Source organism: Pseudomonas flexibilis (assembly GCF_000806415.1).
Lineage (GTDB): Bacteria > Pseudomonadota > Gammaproteobacteria > Pseudomonadales > Pseudomonadaceae > Serpens > Serpens flexibilis.
The window spans coordinates 391,466-412,520 of the sequence record NZ_JTAK01000006.1; the positions used below are offsets into that span (position 1 = coordinate 391,466).

22 protein-coding genes are annotated in these 21,055 nt (G+C 67.5%); 14 read left to right on the forward strand and 8 right to left on the reverse strand.

The genetic code is table 11. The features are described from left to right. Complete coding sequence (gene hslO / locus PT85_RS16050; protein ID WP_039607199.1) at positions 1-894, forward strand: Hsp33 family molecular chaperone HslO; 894 nt, start codon at positions 1-3, stop codon at positions 892-894. Between the two features lie 170 nt (positions 895-1,064). Further along, the gene (locus PT85_RS16055) at positions 1,065-2,606 is read left to right on the forward strand and encodes a phosphoenolpyruvate carboxykinase (protein WP_039562518.1); all 1,542 of its coding nucleotides are present in this window, start codon (positions 1,065-1,067) and stop codon (positions 2,604-2,606) included. A gap of 152 nt (positions 2,607-2,758) precedes the next feature. Here PT85_RS16055 and PT85_RS16060 read toward each other — a convergent pair whose 3' ends face one another. Beyond that, on the reverse strand, positions 2,759-3,628 hold the full coding sequence (locus PT85_RS16060; RefSeq protein WP_039607200.1) for an alpha/beta hydrolase family protein: 870 nt from the start codon (positions 3,626-3,628) through the stop codon (positions 2,759-2,761). Then, on the reverse strand, positions 3,625-4,221 hold the full coding sequence (locus PT85_RS16065; RefSeq protein WP_175444365.1) for a TetR/AcrR family transcriptional regulator: 597 nt from the start codon (positions 4,219-4,221) through the stop codon (positions 3,625-3,627). Before PT85_RS16065 ends, PT85_RS16060 begins: the two co-directional genes overlap by 4 nt. 112 nt (positions 4,222-4,333) lie before the next feature. On the opposite strand from PT85_RS16065, the gene PT85_RS16070 reads away from it, so the two are divergent. Both PT85_RS16070 and PT85_RS16075 read left to right on the forward strand, forming a co-directional pair. Further along, the gene (locus PT85_RS16070; protein ID WP_039607201.1) at positions 4,334-5,254 is read left to right on the forward strand and encodes an aldo/keto reductase; all 921 of its coding nucleotides are present in this window, start codon (positions 4,334-4,336) and stop codon (positions 5,252-5,254) included. Then, positions 5,226-6,548, forward strand: a complete 1,323-nt coding sequence (locus tag PT85_RS16075; RefSeq protein ID WP_234702717.1) for an NTP/NDP exchange transporter — start codon at positions 5,226-5,228, stop codon at positions 6,546-6,548. The genes PT85_RS16070 and PT85_RS16075 overlap by 29 nt, the downstream gene beginning before the upstream one ends. Here PT85_RS16075 and PT85_RS16080 read toward each other — a convergent pair. Beyond that, entirely contained in the window at positions 6,539-7,738 is a 1,200-nt protein-coding gene (locus PT85_RS16080; RefSeq protein ID WP_039562525.1) for a GGDEF domain-containing protein, read from the reverse strand. The genes PT85_RS16075 and PT85_RS16080 overlap by 10 nt on opposite strands. A 655-nt stretch (positions 7,739-8,393) precedes the next feature. Further along, entirely contained in the window at positions 8,394-9,140 is a 747-nt protein-coding gene (locus PT85_RS16085; RefSeq protein ID WP_039562527.1) for an NRDE family protein, read from the reverse strand. 122 nt (positions 9,141-9,262) lie between these two features. Here PT85_RS16085 and PT85_RS16090 point away from each other — a divergent pair, with 122 nt between their 5' ends. The 3 genes from PT85_RS16090 (at position 9,263) to PT85_RS16100 (ending at position 11,724) form a co-directional block, all read left to right on the forward strand. Continuing rightward, entirely contained in the window at positions 9,263-10,045 is a 783-nt protein-coding gene (locus PT85_RS16090) for a sulfite exporter TauE/SafE family protein (protein ID WP_039562528.1), read from the forward strand. 10 nt (positions 10,046-10,055) lie between these two features. After that, positions 10,056-10,850 (forward strand): prolipoprotein diacylglyceryl transferase, encoded by a 795-nt coding sequence (gene lgt, locus PT85_RS16095; protein WP_027589988.1) that lies wholly within the window; start codon positions 10,056-10,058, stop codon positions 10,848-10,850. Positions 10,851-10,929: 79 nt separating this feature from the next. Next, the gene (locus PT85_RS16100; protein WP_027589989.1) at positions 10,930-11,724 is read left to right on the forward strand and encodes a thymidylate synthase; all 795 of its coding nucleotides are present in this window, start codon (positions 10,930-10,932) and stop codon (positions 11,722-11,724) included. Between the two features lie 382 nt (positions 11,725-12,106). On the opposite strand, the gene PT85_RS16105 is transcribed toward PT85_RS16100, so the two are convergent. Beyond that, positions 12,107-13,468, reverse strand: coding sequence for a DUF3482 domain-containing protein (locus tag PT85_RS16105; RefSeq protein ID WP_039607202.1), 1,362 nt, complete (start codon positions 13,466-13,468; stop codon positions 12,107-12,109). Continuing rightward, on the reverse strand, positions 13,461-14,825 hold the full coding sequence (locus tag PT85_RS16110; RefSeq protein WP_039607203.1) for a DUF2868 domain-containing protein: 1,365 nt from the start codon (positions 14,823-14,825) through the stop codon (positions 13,461-13,463). Before PT85_RS16110 ends, PT85_RS16105 begins: the two co-directional genes overlap by 8 nt. 121 nt (positions 14,826-14,946) lie before the next feature. On the opposite strand from PT85_RS16110, the gene PT85_RS16115 reads away from it, so the two are divergent. Next, positions 14,947-15,468, forward strand: a complete 522-nt coding sequence (locus PT85_RS16115) for a dihydrofolate reductase (protein ID WP_039607204.1) — start codon at positions 14,947-14,949, stop codon at positions 15,466-15,468. Further along, the gene (locus PT85_RS16120) at positions 15,465-16,073 is read left to right on the forward strand and encodes a YitT family protein (RefSeq protein ID WP_037008470.1); all 609 of its coding nucleotides are present in this window, start codon (positions 15,465-15,467) and stop codon (positions 16,071-16,073) included. Before PT85_RS16115 ends, PT85_RS16120 begins: the two co-directional genes overlap by 4 nt. Before the next feature lie 19 nt (positions 16,074-16,092). Here the strand turns inward: PT85_RS16120 and PT85_RS16125 are convergent, their stop codons facing one another. Continuing rightward, positions 16,093-17,070: a serine/threonine protein kinase gene (locus tag PT85_RS16125; RefSeq protein ID WP_039607205.1), complete on the reverse strand. Its 978-nt coding sequence runs from the start codon at positions 17,068-17,070 to the stop codon at positions 16,093-16,095. Further along, positions 17,067-17,465, reverse strand: coding sequence for an acetyl-CoA sensor PanZ family protein (locus PT85_RS18090; protein WP_039607206.1), 399 nt, complete (start codon positions 17,463-17,465; stop codon positions 17,067-17,069). Before PT85_RS18090 ends, PT85_RS16125 begins: the two co-directional genes overlap by 4 nt. 162 nt (positions 17,466-17,627) lie before the next feature. Here PT85_RS18090 and hisB point away from each other — a divergent pair, with 162 nt between their 5' ends. The 5 genes from hisB (at position 17,628) to hisF (ending at position 20,784) form a co-directional block, all read left to right on the forward strand. Next, a complete protein-coding gene (gene hisB / locus PT85_RS16135; RefSeq protein ID WP_039607207.1) occupies positions 17,628-18,221 on the forward strand; it encodes an imidazoleglycerol-phosphate dehydratase HisB in 594 nt (197 codons plus the stop codon). After that, entirely contained in the window at positions 18,221-18,859 is a 639-nt protein-coding gene (hisH, locus tag PT85_RS16140; RefSeq protein WP_027589345.1) for an imidazole glycerol phosphate synthase subunit HisH, read from the forward strand. The genes hisB and hisH overlap by 1 nt, the downstream gene beginning before the upstream one ends. Then, a complete protein-coding gene (locus PT85_RS16145; protein ID WP_037008469.1) occupies positions 18,856-19,116 on the forward strand; it encodes a DUF2164 domain-containing protein in 261 nt (86 codons plus the stop codon). Before hisH ends, PT85_RS16145 begins: the two co-directional genes overlap by 4 nt. A 59-nt stretch (positions 19,117-19,175) precedes the next feature. Then, positions 19,176-19,913 (forward strand): 1-(5-phosphoribosyl)-5-[(5-phosphoribosylamino)methylideneamino]imidazole-4-carboxamide isomerase, encoded by a 738-nt coding sequence (gene hisA, locus PT85_RS16150; RefSeq protein WP_027589343.1) that lies wholly within the window; start codon positions 19,176-19,178, stop codon positions 19,911-19,913. Between the two features lie 100 nt (positions 19,914-20,013). Further along, the gene (gene hisF / locus PT85_RS16155; RefSeq protein WP_039607208.1) at positions 20,014-20,784 is read left to right on the forward strand and encodes an imidazole glycerol phosphate synthase subunit HisF; all 771 of its coding nucleotides are present in this window, start codon (positions 20,014-20,016) and stop codon (positions 20,782-20,784) included. The last annotated feature ends 271 nt before the right edge of the window (positions 20,785-21,055 follow it).

Sequence of the window (21,055 nt, forward strand, 5' to 3'; positions counted from 1 at the left end):
ATGTCCGATTTCGACTTTTCCCAGCGGTTTCTCTTCGATGACAACGACGTGCGTGGCGAGCTGGTCGCGCTTGAAGACAGCTACCAGCAGGTGCTGGCCAAGCACGCCTATCCCGAGCCGGTAGCCCGCCTGCTGGGCGAGATGATGGCGGCGGCCGCCCTGCTGGCCGGCAATCTGAAGTTCGAAGGTTTGCTGGTGCTGCAGGCTCGCTCGTCCGGTCCGGTGCCGCTGCTGATGGTGGAATGCTCCAGCGAGCGCGAGGTACGTGGCATTGCCCGCTACCATGCCGAGCAGATCGACGCGCAGGCCGGCTTGCGCGAGCTGATGCCCGAGGGTGTGCTGGCGCTGACCGTGGACCCCAAGGATGGCCAGCGTTACCAGGGGATCGTCGCCCTGGACGGTGCCGACCTGGCCGAATGCCTGAGCCAGTATTTCGTCAATTCCGAGCAGCTTCCCACAAAGTTCTGGCTGCAATCCGACGGCCGGCGCGCACGCGGGCTGATGCTCCAGGCGCTGCCTGCCGACCGGCTGCGCGACCCGGAGGAGCGTCAGGCCGCCTGGGAGCACGTCACTACGCTGGCCGATACCCTGCGCGCCGAAGAGCTGCTGAAGCTGGACAACGAAACCCTGCTGCATCGCCTGTATCACCAGGAGCAGGTGCGTCTGTTCGACGCGCTACCCTTGCAGTTCCGTTGCAGCTGTTCGCGCGAGCGCTCGTCGCGGGCGCTGGTCAGCCTGGGCGAGGAGGATGCGCGCCGCTTGCTGGAAGAGGAAGGCGGCACGCTGAGCATCGACTGCCAGTTCTGCAATCACCGTTATCTCTTCGATGCCGCCGATATCGCCCAGCTGTTCGCTGGCGGAGGCAGTGACGAGCCGTCGTCCACGCGGCATTGAGGGGCATTCACGAGAGATTTGCTCAATCGCAGCGATAGCCAGGCTTCATTTGAAGCGCTCCCTAAGGCGCTGCGTTTCTGGCATAATCCCCGGCACTTTTTTCTGTAGTGGAACCCTGGGGGCACTACACAGCAACAGAGAGGGCTCGGCAGCCGCCGACGAGGACGCACATGACGCAAGGTAACACTACTGTTTACACCGATATCAGCCCCGCCCAGCTGGTCGAGGAAGCGCTGCGCCGCGGCGAAGGCCAACTGGCCGCCAACGGTGCACTGGTTGTCCGTACCGGTCACCGCACCGGTCGTTCCCCGGCCGACCGCTTCATCGTCGAAGAGCCGAGCACCCGCGAACAGATCGGCTGGGGCGCCATCAACCGTCCCTTCCCCGCCGACAAGTTCGACGCCCTGTGGGACCGCGTCGTGGCGTTCAACAACGCCCAGGATCATTTCGTCTCCCATGTGCATGTCGGTTCCGCCGGTGAGCACTACCTGCCGGTGAAGATGACCACCCAGACCGCATGGCAGAACCTGTTCGGCCGTCAGCTGTTCATCAACCCGCACACCTACAACCCGGCCGGCAAGGACGAGTGGCAGGTGCTCAATGTCGCCAACTTCGAGTGCGTGCCCGAGCGTGACGGCACCAACTCCGATGGCTGCGTGATCATCAATTTCGCCCAGAAGAAGGTGCTGATCGCCGGCATGCGCTACGCCGGCGAAATGAAGAAGGCGATGTTCTCGGTGCAGAACTTCCTGCTGCCGGAGAAGGACGTGCTGCCGATGCACTGCGCCGCCAACATCGGCGAAGACGGCGACGTCACCCTGTTCTTCGGCCTGTCCGGCACCGGCAAGACCACCCTGTCCGCCGACCCGAGCCGCTACCTGATCGGCGACGACGAGCACGGCTGGGGCGAAGGCGTGGTGTTCAACATCGAAGGCGGTTGCTATGCCAAGTGCATCGACCTGTCCGAGAAGAACGAGCCGGTGATCTGGAAGGCCATCCAGTTCGGTACCGTGCTGGAAAACGTCGTGCTGGATGACAAGCGCATCCCGGACTATGCCGACGACAGCCTGACCCAGAACAGCCGTGCCGCCTATCCGCTGGAATACGTGGAGAAGCGCAGCGAGAAGAACCTGGGTGGCGAGCCGAAGGCGGTGATCTTCCTGACGTGCGACCTGACCGGCGTGCTGCCGCCCGTGTCGATCCTCAACAACGAGCAGGCTGCCTACCACTTCCTGTCCGGTTACACCGCTCTGGTCGGCTCCACCGAAATGGGTTCGGGTGCCGGCATCAAGTCCACCTTCTCCACCTGCTTCGGCGCGCCCTTCTTCCCGCGCCCGGCCGGTGTCTACGCCGAGCTGCTGATCAAGCGCATCCAGGCATTCGGCTCCAAGGTCTACCTGGTCAACACCGGCTGGACCGGTGGCGGCTACGGCGTCGGCAAGCGCTTCAGCATCCCGACCACCCGTGCGGTGATCGCTGCGATCCAGAACGGCTCGCTGGTGGGCGCGGAAACCGAGCACCTGCCGATCATCAACCTGGACGTGCCGAAGGCCGTCGCCGGCGTTGAGACCGAGCTGCTCAATCCGCGCAACACCTGGGCCGACAAGGCTGCCTACGATGCCGCCGCCCGCGAGCTGGCCGGCAAGTTCGTCACGAACTTCCAGAAGTTCGAGGTGAGCGAAGCCATCCGTAACGCCGGTCCGCAGCTGTAAGCGCCACCTGCTGATGAAAGAGCCGCCTTCGGGCGGCTTTTTCGTGGGTGGCGTGTTTCCGGCCGGCGATGCGGTGTGCATCGACGCCGCGTTCGGCGGCCAAGGCGTTGCCTCGACCGCCCTGCGGTGATGCGGCCGTGGCCGCCGGGGCGCTAAGCCTGCTGCGCGAACCAGTCCAGCGCCTCGTCCCAGAGTGGCTGGGCGGCGGGACGGAAATAGCCCATGTGGCCGATATGGCCGAACGGGGTCGGGTCGATGTCGCGGCGCTGCAGCGGTGCGTTGCGGTAGGCCTGCACAAAGGCATCGCGCGAACGTGGCAGCGCCCACAGGTCGTCGAGCGTGTTGGCCGCGACGATCGGCGTGCGCACCGTGGCGAAGGGTTCCTCAATGCCGCGCATCTGCGGGTCGTCGAAGAAGTAGCGCGGGAACTTGCACCAGCGGCGCCACTGGCGATACACGCCCATCGGCAGGTCCTCGCCCAATCCCAGCATCTTCCAGGGCGAATAGCCCTTCCAGGCGCTGAGTACCGGGAAGATCAGATTCCACATCAGCATCACCTTGAGGCGCTCGCCGAGCGGCATCCAGCCATGCCAGCCGGCGCCGGTACCGAACAGGTAGGCGCCGGCGAATCGTGTGTGGCTGGGCAGCAGGCCGAAGGCATGTCCGCCGAAGGAGTGGCCGACCAGGAACAGCGGCCCCTGCGTTGCGTCGACCTGTTCGACGGCGGCGGCCAGGTCCAGGCGCGCCCAGTCCAGGTATTCCATCTCGAAGCCCTTCAGGCTGGCGGGCCGGGAGCGGCCGATGCCGCGGTAGTCGAAGGTCAGCACCGCATAGCCGTGGCCGCTGGCGTATTCGGCAAAGCGGCGATAAAAGCCCTGCGGCACACCGGTGGCGCCGGCTACCAGCAGCGTGCCGCGCAGCGGACCGCTGGCGGCGAAGCGGGTACCGGTCAGCGGGTAGCCGTCCAGGGCGTTGAAGGTGACGGTCTCGGTGCGCGGGGCGCTATCGACGCAGCTGTTCATGGGGACTCCGGGTTCTTGTTGTTTCGTTCGTGCTGCAGCAGGTCCAGCAGCAGACCGGTGGTGATCGTCATGGTCGCGCCATCGCCGGCGACACGCGCCTGCAGCAGGGCGCCTTCGTAGGCGGAGAGCACCAGCGTGGCCAGCGCCTGGGCGCGGGGCGGCGCAATGCCAAGGCGCTCCAGCAAGCCGCTCACGGCCTGGCGCAGGCGCGCGAAGCCTTGGGCCAGTGCGCCGCGCAGCATGTCGTCGTCCGCCGTGGATTCCAGCGCGACGGTGGCCAGCGGGCAGCCCCGTTCGAAGCCGCTGTCACGCAGCAGTCGCTCGGCCTGGCCCAGCCAGTCGGCCAGCGCCTGCAGCGGTTCGGGTTGTTCGGCCAGTGCGGCCAGCGAGCCTTCGAGGCGCGTCACCACCCGGTCGATGGCCGCCACCGCCAATTCGGTCTTGCCGCCGGGGAAATGGTGATAGAGCACGCCCTTGGGGCTGGCCGCCTGGCTGAGCAGTTCGTTGAGGCCGACGCCATGCAGACCCTTGCGCTGCAGGGCGTCGGCCATGGCGGCAATCAGCCGGTCCCGGGAGGTCATGGATGCGTTCATGGACGGAACTCTATAGACCGTTTGGTCTAGTCGCAAGCCGCGCGGTAATCCGCCGGGGTGAATGCGTGTCGGGGACTGCTGTCACACAGGCATTGCTTGCCGAGGATCCGTCATGCCGAGCCGTCGCCAGTTCCTCCTGAATGCCACCCTGCTGGCCGCCCTCGCCCAACTGCCGTGCGGCCCCCTGTGGGCGCAGACGCGGCTGCAGCAGCGCGCCATTCCCTCTACTGGCGAGCCGCTGCCCGTGATTGGATTGGGCACCTCGCGTACCCATGATGTGCCGCTGGATGACGAGGCCCTGCAGCCGTTGCTGGAGGTACTGAAGACGTTGGTCAACGGCGGCGCGCGGCTGATCGATACCGCGCCCAGCTACGGCAATGCCGAGCGGGTGTGCGGGCGTCTGGTGGAGCAGTTGGCGGTGCGCGACAAGGTGTTCTTCGCCACCAAGGTCTCCGCGAGCGGCGAGCAGGCCGGTCGCCGTCAGCTGGAGTCCAGCTTCCGGGCGCTACAGACTCCGCAGATCGATCTGGTACAGGTGCACAATCTGCAGGACACGCGCACCCAGTTGAAGCTGCTGCGCGAACAGAAGGCGCTTGGGCGCATCCGCTACCTCGGCATCACCCACTACCGCGAGGCCGCCCAGCAGGACGTGCTGGACGTGCTGGACGTGCTGGCCAAAGAGCCGGGCATCGACTTCGTGCAGATCAACTACTCGGTGGGCGAGCGGCTGGCCGAGCAGCGCCTGCTGCCCTGGTGCGCGGACCACGGCATCGCCGTGCTGATCAACCGGCCGTTCGCGCGCGGGCAGCTGCTGTCGCGGGTCAGGGACCGGCCGCTGCCGGACTGGGCGATGGAGGTGGATGCCACCTCCTGGGCGCAACTGCTGCTCAAGTTCATCCTCGCGCAGCCGGCGGTGACTGCGGTGATCCCGGCCACCTCCAACCCGCGCTACATGGCCGACAACCTGCTCGCCGGGCGCGGGCGCCTGCCGGATGCGAGGCTGCGTGAGCGGATCGTCGCGGCCTTCGCCTGACGGTCGGCAGCCTGTCGAGCGGCTGGCGCGGCTGATCGACGCGCGACGGGCCGAGCTGCCGGCGGCGCTGGTCGGCTTCGCGCTGTTCCTGTGCCTGTTCTCGGGCTACTTCATGCTGCGGCCGCTGCGCGAGGCCATGGGCATCCAGGGCGGGGTCGAGCACCTGCAGTGGCTGTTCACCGCCACCTTCCTGAGCATGCTGGTGGCCGTGCCACTGTTCGCCTGGCTGAGCGCCCGTGTGCCACGGGTGCGCTACCTCGATTGGGTATACGGCTTCTTCGCCACGCATCTGGCGGGCTTCGCGCTGCTGTTCGCCGTGCAGCCCGACCACGTCTGGCTGGCGCGCGCCTTCTTCGTGTGGATCTCGGTCTACAACCTGTTCGTGATCTCCGTGGCCTGGAGCCTGATGGCGGATGTCTTCGACGGGCAGCAAGCCAAGCGGCTGTTCGCCTTCATCGCCGCCGGTGCCAGTGTCGGTGGCTTGCTCGGCCCCATGCTGAGCGCGCTGCTGGTGGGGCGCCTGGGCACCGCCGGGCTGCTGGTGCTGGCCGCCCTGTTGCTGCCGCTGGCGCTGGGCTGCAAGCACTATCTGATGGGCTGGCGCGAGCGGGACGGCGCCGGGCGTTCCGGCGCGCCACCGGCCGAGAGCAGTCGGCGGCCGATTCCCGGCAATCCCTTCAGTGGCCTGACCCTGCTGCTGCGCTCCCGTTACCTGGCGGGCATCGCATTGTTCGTGGTGCTGTTGTCGACCACCACCACCTTCCTGTATTTCGAGCAGGCCCGCCTGGTGGGCGCGCTGTTTCCTGAGCGCGCCAGCCAGGTGCGGGTGTTCGCGCTGATCGACCTGATCGTGCAGGCCGGCGCGCTGATCGCCCAGTTGTTCATCACCGGGCGGGTCGCCAAGCGCCTGGGCGTGCGCGTGCTGCTCTCGGTGGTGCCCCTGCTGGTGTGTCTGGGCTTTCTCGGGCTGGCGCTGGCGCCGGTGTTTGCGCTGCTGGCGGCGCTGATGGTGGTGCGACGCATCGGCGAATATGCCTTCGTCCGACCGGGGCGCGAAATGCTCTTCGCGCCGCTGGATGCGCAGAGCAAGTACAGAGCCAAGAATGTCATCGACACGCTGGTGTACCGCGGCGGCGACGTGGCCAGCGCCTGGCTGAAGAGCGGTCTGGATGCCCTGGGTCACGGGCCGCTGCCGGTGGCCCTGGTGGGCGCCGGGTGTGCGGCGCTATGGGGCTGGCTGGGCTGGCGCCTCGGACGTCGAGCCGATGCGCTCAGCGCCGCGCCTCAGCAGTAGGCTCTCTGGGCGCAGGACTCCGGCTCGGGCTGGCCGTCCGGGGTGGAGCAGATCTGGTCGCGCCCGCCGGTCTTGGCGCGGTACATGCGGTGGTCGGCCAGTTCCAGCAATGCGGTGGGGGACGCCACGCGATCGGCGCAGCGCTCCGACAGGCCGATGCTGGCGGTGAGCCGCGTGCCGTCCGGGCGCACGCCCAGGCCGGATTCGGTCAGGCGCTGCAGGGCGCGGCGCGCCTGGTTCATGTCGGTGTTGGGCATCACCAGCAGGAACTCCTCGCCGCCCCAGCGCAGCAGGGTGTCGGAGCCGCGCATGCGCGTCTGCAGGTTGTTGGTGAACGCTTGCAGCACCCGGTCGCCGGCTTCGTGGCCGTAGGTGTCGTTGATCGCCTTGAAGTGATCGATGTCGAAGAAGGCCAGCGCGAGGCAGCCATTGTTCTGCTCGGCATTGCTCCACAGCAGGTGGAGGATTTCCGTGCCGCTGCCGCGCGACAGGATGCCGGTCAGCGGATCGCGGATTGCCTGGCGCACCAGGGCGATCATGAAGGCCAGCTGGCTCATGCAGGCCAGCGCGGTGACACCGGCGATCAGCACCAGCAGCCAGTAGCCGCCGGCGTAGGACGGCCAGTTGAGCACCGGCCAATTCAGGAAGCCGGCCAGGCCCTGGGCGAGCAGTAGCGTGCTGGCCAGAACCAGATTCTCCGCCAGGGTCAGCGGGAAGATGGCCAGGCCGGCCATCAGCACGAAGGGCAGGAAGGCGTAGCCGGTGGCCACCGCCGCCGAGAAGGGTTCAAGCTGGTGCCCGGTGATCAGGGTGTGTGACACCACGTAGAACACCGTGGGGATGAAGAACAGGATGGCGATGGCCCGGTAGGCATCCAGCAGGTTGCCATTGGGACGATAGAACACCAGCAGGCTGGCGAAGGCCATCGAGGCCAGCAGGCGGGACACCGCCAGGCTGGACCACAGCGGGTAATCGAAGACGATGAGGTCGATCACGCTCCACAACGGCGTGAGCAGCGCGAACAGGAAGGCAAACAGGCGCACGCGATTGACGATCATGGTTGCTCGGCGCTGGCTGAGCAGTAACGAATGGCGGTTCGGCAGCAGCAGTTGCGGAAACTCGACGGCCTTGAGCTCGTTGGGCAGCAGCGAGGCAAGACGCCGGATGAGCAGATCGAAGGGCTTGGGCATTTTATTGTTGGACCTTCACGTGATTGGGCGCTGCATCCGAGCAAAACCCTGCCGCAGCGGGCTGGGGACTGGTTCCTTCAGGTCCTTAACCCACCCGCAGTGCCGGCTGGCGGCACCGCAGCGTTTCGCTCGCACGCAAGGAGTAAGGCCAGGCATGACCGTACCCTTCGGATCGGATGCCGTATCTGCCTAACCTGTCACAGACTTCCGTCGAAAATCATGAGCTGGATCAACGAAGATGGCAGAGTGACATCTGGTCGCAGCAGGGATGGCCAAAAAAAAGCCAGATGGCTACGGCGCACAGGCCATCGCATGCGCAGCGGCGCGCCAACAGCTTATGCACAGGGCTATCCCCCGCCTGTGGGGAAAACCGCAGAAGGACGGCGCCGTTCGGAATGCGCTCCCGAGGGGCTCCGGTGGGCCGATAACCGCAGGCAGACTGGTCGAAATTTCAACGACTTACGCTAAGCCCCGGTGCAGAGCGGCGCATTGACCGGCTCAACAGCTTATCCACAGATTGTTCCCCGGAAACGGTGGGAAACCGACCATGGGCGGGTGAAAAAACGTCCGCCGCCGGCCAGCCCCCGGCAGCTGTGCTTCAAGGGAGCCGGTCAACAGCTTGTCCACAGGATGATCCAACGAAGCTGGGCATAACTCACAGCGTCAGAGAAACCTCGCCGAGCCGGGCGCCATTGGGGCCGAAGCGACGTTCGTGGAACTCGCGCCGGCCGTCGGCTTGCACGATCAGCACGCTGCTGGCCCGGGTGCCGTAATGGGCGCTGGCGATGAACACGCTGGACAGCAGGCGCTCGGTGTCCAGGCCGACGCCGGTGTTCGGCAGGTGGGCGTCGTCGGCCGGTGTGGGATCAGCCAGCAGGTCCATCAGGTTCCCGGGGTGCGGCGTGTCCAGGCGCTGCGCCAGGGCCTGGCGGGCGCGTACCAGCTTTGGCCACGGCGTATCCAGGGCGGCATTGCACAGGCCGTAGACACCGGCGCCCAGCTCGCGAGGCTGAGCTTCGCGTGCGTGCAGGTAACAGAGTCGCTCGGTATCGCCCACCAGCAGATTGAAGCCGCTGTATTCGCCGGTGCGCCGTGCAACCTCGGCCAGGTAGTCCTGCGGCGAGCAGTCCCCGCGCAGGAAGCCCGCCACCAACTCGCCCCGGGAGCGCAGTCCCAGCGGTTGTCCGGGATCGCGGATATTGGTCAGCGCGGCGAAACGGCCGTCGGGGCCGACACCCATCCAGGTGCCGCCTGCTTCCAGATCGCGCCCGGCATACACGCCGGGCGCCTCGTCCCAGTGCGCCAGCGGCAGGCTGGGACGGGCATGGAACTCGTCACGGTTGGCGGCGACCACCAGCGGCAGCGCGTGGCCGGGGCGCCAGGCGAACAGGATCAGACACATGTGCATTACCCAGAGCGATGACCGGCCCAGCTTGCCGCCGGGTCGGTGTCACGGCAAGGGCTGCCGGTAGCTGCCGCCGGGCGCTTTGCTCTACCATGCCGGCTTCGTTTCCGGGGGCTGGCATGGAATTTCTGATCTATCTCGTTCTGGGGGCCTGTGCCGGTGTGCTGGCCGGGTTGTTCGGCGTCGGCGGCGGGCTGATCATCGTGCCGGTGCTGGTGTTCAGCTTCACCGCCCAGGGCTTCGCCCCCGAGGTGCTCACCCACCTGGCGGTGGGCACCTCGCTGGCCACCATCGTGTTCACCTCCATCAATTCCATTCGCGCGCACCACAAGCGCGGCGCCGTGCTCTGGCCGCTGGTTGGCTGGATGACCGCGGGCATCGTGGTCGGCGCCGCGCTGGGCAGCCTCACCGCCGACTGGCTGCAGGGCGAGGTGCTGCAGAAGATCATCGGCGTGTTCGCCATCAGCATGGCCATCCAGATGGGCTTCAACCTGCAACCCAAGGCCGGCGGCGCGGTGCCTGGCAAGGTCGGCCTGAGTGTGGCCGGCACCGTGATCGGCTGGGCCTCGGCGATCTTCGGTATCGGTGGCGGCTCGCTGACCGTGCCGTTCCTCAACTGGCGCAGCGTGCCCATGCAGCAGGCGGTGGCCACCTCCGCCGCCTGCGGCTTGCCGATCGCCATCGCCGGCGCCATCAGTTTCATGGTGGTCGGGATGGATGCCCCACACCTGCCGGCATGGAGTGTCGGCTACGTTTACCTGCCGGCGGTGGTCGGCATTGCGCTGACCAGCATGTTCTTCGCGCGTTTCGGGGCTACCCTGGCGCATCGTCTGTCCCCGCTGATGCTCAAGCGCCTGTTCGCGGTGCTGCTGGTGTGTGTGGGCACCAATTTCCTGATTTGAGGAGTGTCGGATGCTGCCTTATCCGCAGATCGATCCGGTGGCCATCGCCATCGGTCCCCTGAAGATCCACTGGTACGGGCTGATGTACCTGATCGGCATCGGTGGTGCCTGGCTGCTCGCCTCGCGGCGGGTGCAGCGCTTCGCGCCGGAGTGGAACAAGGACAAGCTGTCCGACCTGGTGTTCTGGGTGGCTCTGGGGGTGATCCTCGGCGGTCGCCTGGGCTATGTGTTGTTCTACGACCTGGCGGCCTACCTGGCCGATCCGGCGAAGATCCTGCGTGTGTGGGAAGGCGGCATGTCATTCCACGGCGGACTGATCGGCGTGCTGCTGGCGGTGTGGCTGTTCGGCCGGCGCAACGACAAGTCCTTCTTCGCCCTGATGGATTTCATCGCCCCCCTGGTGCCGATCGGCCTGGGCGCCGGGCGCATCGGCAACTTCATCAACGCCGAACTGTGGGGCAAGGCCACCGACCTGCCCTGGGCGATGATCTTCCCCACCGACCCGGCGCAGCTGCCGCGCCATCCGTCGCAGCTGTACCAGTTTGCCCTGGAAGGCGTGGCGCTGTTCGTCATCCTCTGGCTGTACACCCGCAAGCCGCGTCCGGTGATGTCGGTGTCCGGCCTGTTCGCGGTGTGCTACGGCATCTTCCGCTTCGTCGTCGAATTCGTGCGCGTGCCGGACGCCCAGCTCGGCTACCTGGCCTTCGGCTGGCTGACCATGGGCCAGTTGCTGTGCATCCCGATGGTGTTGATCGGTGCCGGGATGATGGTCTGGGCGTACCAGCGCGAGGGCCGCGGCGCCTGACCGATTGGCGACCGCTTCAAGCGATGAATGGGGCACATGGGATACCATGCGCCCCATTCGCGTTTTTACCGGGCCCAGCATGAAACAGTACCTCGACCTGATGCGCCACGTGCGCGAGCACGGCACCTTCAAGAGCGACCGCACCGGCACCGGCACCTACAGTGTGTTCGGCTACCAGATGCGCTTCGACCTGGCCGACGGCTTTCCGTTGGTCACCACCAAGAAGTGCCACCTCAAGTCCATCATCCACGAGCTGCTGTGGTTCCTGAAGGGCGAGACCAACATCCGCTACCTGAAGGAAAACGGCGTCTCCATCTGGGACGAGTGGGCCGACGAGAACGGCGAGCTGGGGCCGGTGTATGGCTACCAGTGGCGCAGCTGGCCGGGACCCAACGGCGAGTCCATCGACCAGATCGCCAAGCTGGTGGAGATGATCAGGAAGAACCCGGACTCGCGCCGGCTGATCGTCTCGGCCTGGAACCCGGCGCTGGTCGACCAGATGGCCCTGCCGCCCTGCCACGCGCTGTTCCAGTTCTACGTCGCCGACGGCAAGCTCAGCTGCCAGCTGTATCAGCGCTCGGCGGACATCTTCCTCGGCGTGCCCTTCAACATCGCCAGCTATGCGCTGCTCACCCTGATGGTCGCGCAGGTCTGCGACCTTGAGCCGGGCGAGTTCATCTGGAGCGGCGGCGACTGCCACCTGTACGCCAACCACCTGGAACAGACCGACCTGCAACTGAGCCGCGAGCCGCTGCCGCTCCCGACCATGAAGCTGAACCCCGAGGTGAAGGACCTGTTCGCCTTCCGCTTCGAGGACTTCGAGCTGGTCGGCTACCAGAGCCACCCGCATATCAAGGCGCCGGTGGCGGTGTAAGCCGCAGCGTCCGTAGGGTGGACAATGTTGTCCTTGTCCACCATCGCGCCGGCACGGCGCGCCTGGCGGTCCGCGCTTCGCCGGCCGCGCCTGGCCGGCCGCGCCTGGCGGCGCGTTGGTGGATCGGTGAAGCGCGATCCACCCTACGTCCTACCCAGAGTCATCCGCATATCAAGGCACCAGCGCCCGTAGGGTGGACAACGTTGTCCTTGTCCACCATTGCGCCAGCACGGCGCGCCTGGCCGGCCGCGCCTGGCGGCGCGCTTGGTGGATCGATGGAGCGCGATCCACCCAACGCCCAGCAGGCCGGCATGAAGCCTGGTCTCTCAGCGCTGCAGGGCGGGCAACGTTTTTCCTTGGCCGCCGTGCGGGATCCGCATGGCTACGTTCGCTTGGCCAGCGCATCAATCAGCTGCTGACGGTCTTCCTCGCCGCGCACCTTGCCGTTGAGCGATGACCACTCGGGATGCGCGCGCGCTGCCGACAGCGGCTTGGGCAGCTTGCCCGCCTTCCAGGCCTGTTCCTGGGGCGACTCCAGGCGGATGGCCTGCTGCGCCGCATGGCCACGGATGGCCAGTGCATCGAGCAGTTGGCGCTGGCGCAGGGCCAGCAGGCGCAGCACGGCGTCGTCCACGGTCAGTTCCTTCTCGCCCTTGAGCTTGCCCAGCAGGCGACTGCCATAGTGCCGGGCGGTCTGCGCGCCGCCGCCGGCCAGCGCGCCAAGCAGCGCGGCGGCGCCGAGGGTGATGCCACCGACCATCAGGTCGACCCCGGCGCCGGCCGCGGCCCCGGCGGCCATGCCGGTGCCGATCTTCACGCCCATCTGCTTGAGGGTTTCCGGGTTGAACAGATCGTCGCTCCAGCGGCCGTCCAGCAGTGGCAGCTCGCCGGCATCGGCGTGGTCCTTGCGAAAGGCGTACAACCGCAGCAGCGCCTCCACGCAGCGCTGCTCGCGCTGGCGCACGGCCTCGCGCAGCTCGCCGGTAGCGCGGCGTTCCCGCTCGGGGTCGTCCGGCACGCGGCGGCGGCCGGCGGCCACGTCGACCAGCAGCTCGGCGATGAGCTGGCGTCCCGCCTGCAGGCGTTCCGTAGCCTGCTGCTCGTGGGCCTGGATCAGCCGCTCCAGGCGCGCTCGGGCGGACTCCAGCAGCAGCGCCAGGCTCTCGTAGAGACGCCGCTCGCCGTCCTCGGGTGGCGCCACGGTGTCGAAGCGCACCAGCGCATGCAGGCCCAGCCGTGCCAGGGCGGCGCGCCATTCCTCCTCGCGCTGCAACGGGTCGCGCACGAAGTTGAGCACCGGCAGCAGCGGCTTGCCGCAGTCGGCCAGCACGCTCAGCTCGTCGCGGTACTTGGCCAGCACCGGCTCGCGGGCGTCGATCACATACAGCCCGGCGTCCGAGGCCAGCAGCTGGCGCAGCACCTTGGCCTCCTGTTCAAAACGCTGCCGCGCCTCGGGGCCGGCGAGGAAGCGTTCCACGCGGGCCGGACCGTCGAGGCGTTCACCGGAGGGCGCCAGGCGTTCGAGGTAGTCGAGCAGCTCGATGGCATCTTCCAATCCGGGCGTGTCGTACAGCTCCAGCAGCGCCTCGCCATCCACCGACAGCCGCGCGCCCTCGACGTGGCGCGTGGTGCTCGGCCGGTGCGAGACCTCGCCGAAGCCGACGTCGCGGGTCAGGGTGCGCAGCAGCGAGGTCTTGCCGACATTGGTGTGGCCGACCACGGCCAGTTTCAGCGGCTCAGTCATGGCCCTTCTCCAGCCAGTCCAGGGACGCCTCGGCCAGACCGAGGCGCTGCAGCGCGGCGCGCCAGTCGTCCAGGCGCGCGGCATCGGTATCCACCGGCAGCAGCCAGACGCGGGTGGCCGCCGCGCTGCGCGACAGTTCGCCGAGCAGCGCCAGCGTGCCGCGATCCGGCGAGCGGCGCGGGTCGCAGGCCAGCAGCAGGCGCGCGGCCGGGCGCTGGGCCAGGCGCTCCAGCAGCTGGCGCCGCTGTTCGCGGCTGTCCAGCACGCCGGCGTTGCCGACGCCTGCAGGCAGAACGGGCGGCCAGGGGTAGGCAGGGTCCAGCTCGATGCCGACCAGCAGCCGGCCCTCGGCTTCGGCGGCGAACGCGCCGGCGCGCGATTCCGGCAGCGCGGTGGGTGCGGCGTCCTGCACGCCGAGCCGTTCGCTGGGCGGTTGCAGGCGCTCACGGAGCAGGGCGTTGCCGGGCGCGTCCAGGGGCAGGCGCAGACGTCGCACACCGCGACGCCAGCGCCACAGGCAGAGCAGTCCCAACAGCAGGCGTGGCAGCAGACCGTAGATCAGCAGCACGCCCAGCAGCCACACTGCCCAGGCCTGGCGGGCGCTGTCCTCGCGCAGCGGGGACGCACCGCTGGCGCGGATCTGTTCGATGTCCGGCAGACCGAAGCCCAACAGCGCCGGCAGGGCGCCCAGCGCCTGGGTCAGCCTCACGAAGCTGTCGGCGCCCAGCAGGGTGGTTTCCCAGACGAAGCTGTAATGCCGGGTGGACAGCATGGCCAGCAGCATCGCCAGCGCGCTGAGCAGGGTCACCAGCCAGAGGCCATGGACCAGCGTGCCCAGTCCCCAGCGGGCCAGCCGCCGGCGCCGCAGCAGGATCATCAGCGCCGGCGCCAGTTGCACGGCCTGGGCGTCCCGCGCCAGCCGTTCGCTGAGCCACAGCCAGAGCCGCCCCAAAGCCCCGCCCGCGTCGCGGGTCAGCAGCAGCCCGAGCAGCCAGCCAAACAGCGTAAGCAGATGCAGGCCGAGCAGGCTGCCCAGCGCCCAGAACACGTTGACCGGACGCTGGCCGTCACCCAGGGCGGCGAATGCCAGACCGGCGCCGGTGAGCACGGCCAGCAGGAGCAGGATCAGCAGACCCAGCCGTGCCCCCTGGCGCCAGTGACCGAGAGCGGCGCGCTGTCCGTCACGCTCGGCCAGTTGCAGGGCGCGGGATTCGATGCGCGTTTCCAGGGACGGGCCGGCGAGGCGGGCACGCCGGTTGATCTCGCCGTCCTCCAGCGGTCCGGACTGCTCCTCGCGCAGGCGAATCGCTTCGCAGAGCCAGAGACGGTCGAGGTGGGAGAGGGGGGCAGAGGACACGGCAACACTCGCAGTGGAAACTGGCGTCGAGGATAACCGCTCCCGAAAGTGTTGGCAGTGCCAAACATTTCCCCCGCGATCTGTTCACACTGCAAACCTTCCGGCGCTATTCTCGCGCCCCATGAACAGCACTCGCCTTCCCCTCGCCATGATCGCCGCCCTGGCTCGCAACCGGGTGATCGGCCTCGACAACCAGATGCCCTGGCACCTGCCGGCCGACCTCAGGCACTTCAAGACCATGACCCTCGGCAAGCCGATCATCATGGGCCGCAAGACCTGGGATTCCCTCGGCCGTCCGCTGCCCGGGCGGCTGAACATCGTGGTCAGCCGCCAGGCGGACCTGCGTCTGGAGGGCGCCGAGGTGTTCGGCTCGCTGGAGGATGCCCTGGTGCGCGCCGACGCCTGGGCGCGCGAGCAGGGCGTGGACGAACTGATGCTGATCGGCGGCGCGCAGCTGTATACCCAGGCGCTGCCGCTGGCCGAGCGCCTGTACCTGACCCGCATCGAGCTGGAGCCGGCCGGTGATGCGCACTTCCCGGAATGGCTGGACCACGAGTGGCAACGCGACAGCCATGCAGCGCATGCCGCCGAGGGTGACACGCCGGCCTACGCCTTCGAAGCCTGGAGTCGCCGCCGCGCATGAGTGACGCGGCCGTGCGCCATGCCTGGTGGGAGGACATCCAGGCCCTGCCGCTGGGTTGCGCGCTGATCGCCCTGGGCATCAGCTTCTTCGCCCAGGCCGGGCTCCTCAGCGGTGGCACGGTGGGGCTGGCCTTCCTGCTCAACTACTGGGGCGACTGGCCGCTGGGCGGCATGTTCTTCCTGATCAACCTGCCGTTCTATGCCCTGGCACTGTGGCGCATGGGCTGGAAGTTCACCCTGCGCACCTTCTGCGCGGTGGCGCTGGTTTCGCTGTTCGTCGAGCTGACCCCCGGCTGGGTCGCCTTCTCCCATGTCGAACCGCTGTACGCCGCGCTGTTCGGCGGCTTCATGATTGGCGTCGGCCTGCTCATGCTGTTCCGCCACCGCGCCAGCCTGGGCGGGGTGAACATCCTGGCGCTGTTTCTGCAGGAACGCTTCGGCCTGCGCGCCGGGCAGGTGCAGATGGCGGTGGACGCGCTGATCGTGCTGGCGGCCATCGCCATCGTGCCGGCGGATCGGGTGCTGCTGTCGGTGCTGGGGGCGGTGTCGCTGAACCTGGTGCTGGCGCTCAATCATCGCGACGGGCGCTACAGGGGTGCCAGTTAGCGAAGCCTGGCGTGGCGCCTCAATACACCCGCAACGGCTCCTCATCCACCGCCATGAGTTGCTCGCGCAGCAGGCCGATCTGCTGGCGCCAGTAGTTTTCCGTGGTGAACCAGGGGAAGGCCGGCGGGAACGCCGGGTCGTCCCAGCGCCGCGCCAGCCAGGCGCTGTGGTGCAGCAGGCGCAGGCTGCGCAAGCCTTCCAGCAGCGGCAGCTGGCGGGTCGGGAAGTCATGGAATTCCGCATAGCCGTCGGCCAGCTCGGAGAGCTGACGCAGGCGTTCCTGACGGTCGCCGCACAGCAGCATCCACAGGTCCTGCAGGGCCGGGCCCATGCGGCAGTCGTCCAGGTCGACCACATGGAAGCTGCCATCGCGCTCCAGCAGATTGCCAGGGTGGCAGTCGCCATGCAGGCGAATGGCGCTGTAGGGCGTGGCGACGAACAGCCGGTCCAGCCGTTCCAGCAGCGCCTTGGCGGCGGCCACATAGTCGGCGCGCAGGCTGGCAGGCAGGAGCGGGCTGTCGCGCAGGGTGGCCAGCGAGGCGTGGCCGAAGTTCGCCACGGTCAGCGTTTCGCGTTCGCGGAACGGGCGGCTGGCGCCGATGGCATGCAGGCGGCCAAGCAGCTGGCCGAGGCGATACAGCTGGTCCAGATCGCCCGGCTCCGGCGCGCGACCGCCCCGGCGCGGAAACAGCGCGAAACGAAAGCCGCCGTGCTCGAACAGGCTCTCGCCATCGCGGCGCAATGGCGCCACCACTGGCACTTCGGCCTCGGCCAGTTCCTCGGTGAAGGCGTGTTCCTCGCGGATCGCCGCATCGCTCCAGCGCTGCGGGCGATAGAACTTGGCGATCAGCGGTTCGCTGTCCTCGATGCCCACCTGATAGACGCGGTTCTCGTAGCTGTTCAGCGCCAGCACGCGGGCGTCGCTGACCAGACCCAGGCTTTCCACCGCATCGAGCACCTGGTCCGGGCCGAGCGTGGCGAACGGGTGAGTGTTCACAGCGCCCTCAACGGCAGCATCAGGTGCGCGGCCAGTTGCTCGGCGACCTCCTGGGCCGGATCGGCGGCAAGCACCAGCAGCAGGTCCTGCTGCTGCGCTTCGCGGCGCGCCTCGTCGACCAGGCGACGGGCCACGCCGCGGCCCCGGGTCAGCGCACGCACGCACAGGTGCGACAGGCGCAGGAAGTCGCCGACGGGCTGCAGGCGCGCGGCGCCCAGCAGGCGGCCGTTGAAGCGCGCCACGCGCAGGCTGCCATCGGCCAGGCACTGCTCGATCAGCGCGGCGCCGGCGGCGAACGGCGGCAGCAGCCAGTCGGGCGCGTCGGCATAGACGTTGAGCAGGTCCTGGCGGTCCTGCTCGGTGAGCTGGGCGGGGCATTCGACATAGACGGGCATGGCGGCATCGCTGCGAAAAAGAAGGTGGCTAGGGTAGCAAGGCGCGCGGCGGGTGCCCACGGGCCGTGCGGTTCCCCGGCAGGCGGGTTCCGGCCTATAATGCGCGCCCTCCGGGCTGTGGAAAACTTCTACGGCGCCCTCTGTTCTTTTGCGGAGCTGGTCATGGTCGAACGTAAGGCGTTCGTCGAACGCAACACCCTGGAAACCCGCATCAAGGTTGCGATCAACCTCGATGGCACCGGCAAGGCGAACTTCGCCATCGGCGTGCCCTTCCTCGAGCACATGCTCGACCAGATCGCCCGCCATGGGCTGATCGACCTGGACATCGAATGCCAGGGCGACCTGCATATCGACGACCACCACACCGTGGAAGACGTCGGCATCACCCTCGGCCAGGCCTTCGCCAAGGCGGTTGGCGACAAGAAGGGTATGACCCGCTACGGGCATTCCTACGTGCCGCTGGACGAAGCCCTGTCGCGCGTGGTGATCGACTTCTCCGGGCGTCCGGGCCTGGTCATGAACGTGCCCTACACCCGCGCGACGGTCGGCAAGTTCGATGTGGACCTGTTCCAGGAATTCTTCCAGGGCTTCGTCAACCACGCCCAGGTGACCCTGCACATCGACAACCTGCGTGGCAGCAACACCCACCACCAGATCGAAACCGTGTTCAAGGCCTTCGGCCGCGCGCTGCGCATGGCCCTGACCCTGGACGAGCGCATGGCCGGGCAGATGCCCTCCACCAAGGGATGCCTGTGATGCAGACCGTCGCCGTCATCGACTACGGCATGGGCAACCTGCACTCGGTGGCCAAGGCCCTGGAACATGTCGGTGCCGGCCGTGTGCTGGTGACCAGCGACGCCCAGGTGATCCGCGAGGCGGATCGCGTGGTGTTCCCCGGCGTGGGCGCCATTCGCGATTGCATGGCCGAAATCCGCCGCCTGGGCTTCGACGCGCTGGTGCGCGAGGTCAGCCAGGATCGCCCGTTCCTCGGCATCTGCGTCGGCATGCAGGCGCTGATGGAGCGCAGCGAGGAGAACGGCGGCGTCGACTGCATCGGCCTGTTCCCTGGCCAGGTGCGCTTCTTCGGCAAGGACCTGCACGAGGACGGCGAGCACCTCAAGGTGCCGCACATGGGCTGGAACGAGGTCGAGCAGGTGGTCAGCCATCCGCTGTGGCACAACATTCCCGACCGGGCGCGCTTCTACTTCGTGCACAGCTACTACATCGAGGCCGGCAATCCGCGCCAGGTGGTGGGCCGTGGTCATTACGGCGTGGATTTCGCCGCCGTGCTGGCCGAAGGTTCGCGCTTCGCCGTGCAGTTCCACCCGGAAAAGAGCCACACCCACGGCCTGCAGCTGCTGCAGAACTTCGTGGCCTGGGACGGGCGCTGGTGAGCCGCGGCAAGGGCGCGCTGGGGGCGCTGAAGCTGGAGGCCGCCCAGGAGCAGGCCGCCGCGCAGGTGCTCAAGCGCTTCCTGGAGGAGCGCTTCGAGCTGGAGCTGGGCTCGTTCGAGGTACTGGAAGTCCTCGAGCTGATTGGCCGCGAAGTCGCCCCGCACTACTACAACAGGGCGATTGCCGACGTGCAGGCGCTGCTGGCCGACCGCTTCGCCAGCATCGAAAGTGATGTCTGGGCACTCGAGAAGAGCTGACGCCCCCTCTTCCATCGATTACCGATTATCCGATTACCGATTCGAGCAGGTTCCGAGCAATGCTGATTATCCCCGCTATCGATCTGAAGGACGGCGCCTGCGTGCGCCTGCGCCAGGGCCGCATGGAAGACTCCACGGTGTTTTCCGACGACCCGGTGAGCATGGCTGCCAAGTGGGTGGAAGGTGGTTGCCGCCGCCTGCACTTGGTCGACCTGAACGGCGCCTTCGAGGGGCAACCGGTCAACGGCGAGGTGGTCACTGCCATCGCCAGGCGTTACCCGAACCTGCCGATCCAGATCGGCGGCGGCATCCGTTCGCTGGAAACCATCGAGCACTACGTGAAGGCGGGCGTCAGCTACGTGATCATCGGCACCAAGGCGGTCAAGCAGCCGGAATTCGTCAGCGAGGCCTGCAAGGCGTTCCCTGGCAAGGTGATCGTCGGCCTGGATGCCAAGGACGGTTTCGTAGCCACCGACGGCTGGGCGGAAGTGTCCAGCGTGCAGGCGGTGGACCTGGCGCGTCGCTTCGAGGCTGACGGCGTGTCCGCGATCGTCTACACCGACATCGCCAAGGACGGAATGATGCAGGGCTGCAACGTCGAGGCCACCGCCGCGCTGGCCGCCGCCAGCCGCATCCCGGTGATCGCCTCCGGCGGCATCCACAACCTGGGCGATATCCAGAAGCTGCTGGATGCCCGCGCGCCGGGCATCATCGGCGCCATCACCGGCCGCGCCATCTACGAGGGCACCCTCGACGTGGCTGAAGCCCAGGCGCTGTGCGACGGCTTCAAGGGCTGATGTGAGCCGTAGGGTGGACAACGCTTTGCTTGTCCACCGCATACCTGGTGACCCGGTGGACAACGCTACGCGGTTGTCCACCCTACGAGAGATATCTGTTATGGCCCTCGCCAAACGCATCATCCCTTGCCTCGACGTGGACAACGGCCGCGTGGTGAAGGGCGTCAAGTTCGAGAACATCCGCGACGCCGGCGATCCGGTGGAGATCGCCCGGCGCTACAACGAGCAGGGCGCCGACGAGATTACCTTCCTGGACATCACCGCCAGCGTCGACAACCGCGCCACCACCCTGCACACCGTCGAGCGCATGGCCAGCCAGGTGTTCATCCCGCTGACCGTGGGCGGTGGCGTGCGCACCGTGCAGGACATCCGCAACCTGCTCAACGCCGGGGCCGACAAGGTGTCGATCAACACCGCCGCGGTGTTCAATCCGGAGTTCGTCGGCGAAGCCGCCGAGCGCTTCGGCTCGCAGTGCATCGTGGTGGCCATCGACGCCAAGAAGGTTTCCGCGCCGGGCGAGACGCCGCGCTGGGAAATCTTCACCCACGGCGGACGCAAGCCCACCGGCCTGGATGCCGTGCTGTGGGCGAAGAAGATGGAAGACCTGGGCGCCGGCGAGATCCTGTTGACCAGCATGGACCAGGACGGCATGAAGAGCGGCTTCGACTTGGGCGTGACCCGCGCGATCAGCGAGGCGGTGGGCATTCCGGTGATCGCCTCCGGTGGCGTCGGCAACCTGCAGCACCTGGCCGATGGCATTCTTGAAGGCAAGGCCGACGCGGTGCTGGCGGCGAGTATCTTCCACTTCGGCGAGTACACCGTGCCGGAAGCCAAGGCCTATATGGCCGCACGTGGCATCGTGGTGCGCTGAAGCGGCGACCCGTGCCTGGCGGTGTGGCGGCCGGAACAGCGCCGACCGCCCTTGTATCTCGACTACCGACCTTTTTGAGGCGATAGTCCCCGACTGATCATCGGGGGAAGGGAGTGCAAGACGCGACCGCCCTAGGGCTTCGAGCCTGCGACGTAGAGAGTTCTGCCCCCTTCCACACTCATCCGCCAAGTCCGAACGGTATCCAGGGCCTGCCCGTGGCGTGAGCTCGCATAAGCAAGGTTGGACCGTATGCAGTGATGATCCTGTCATC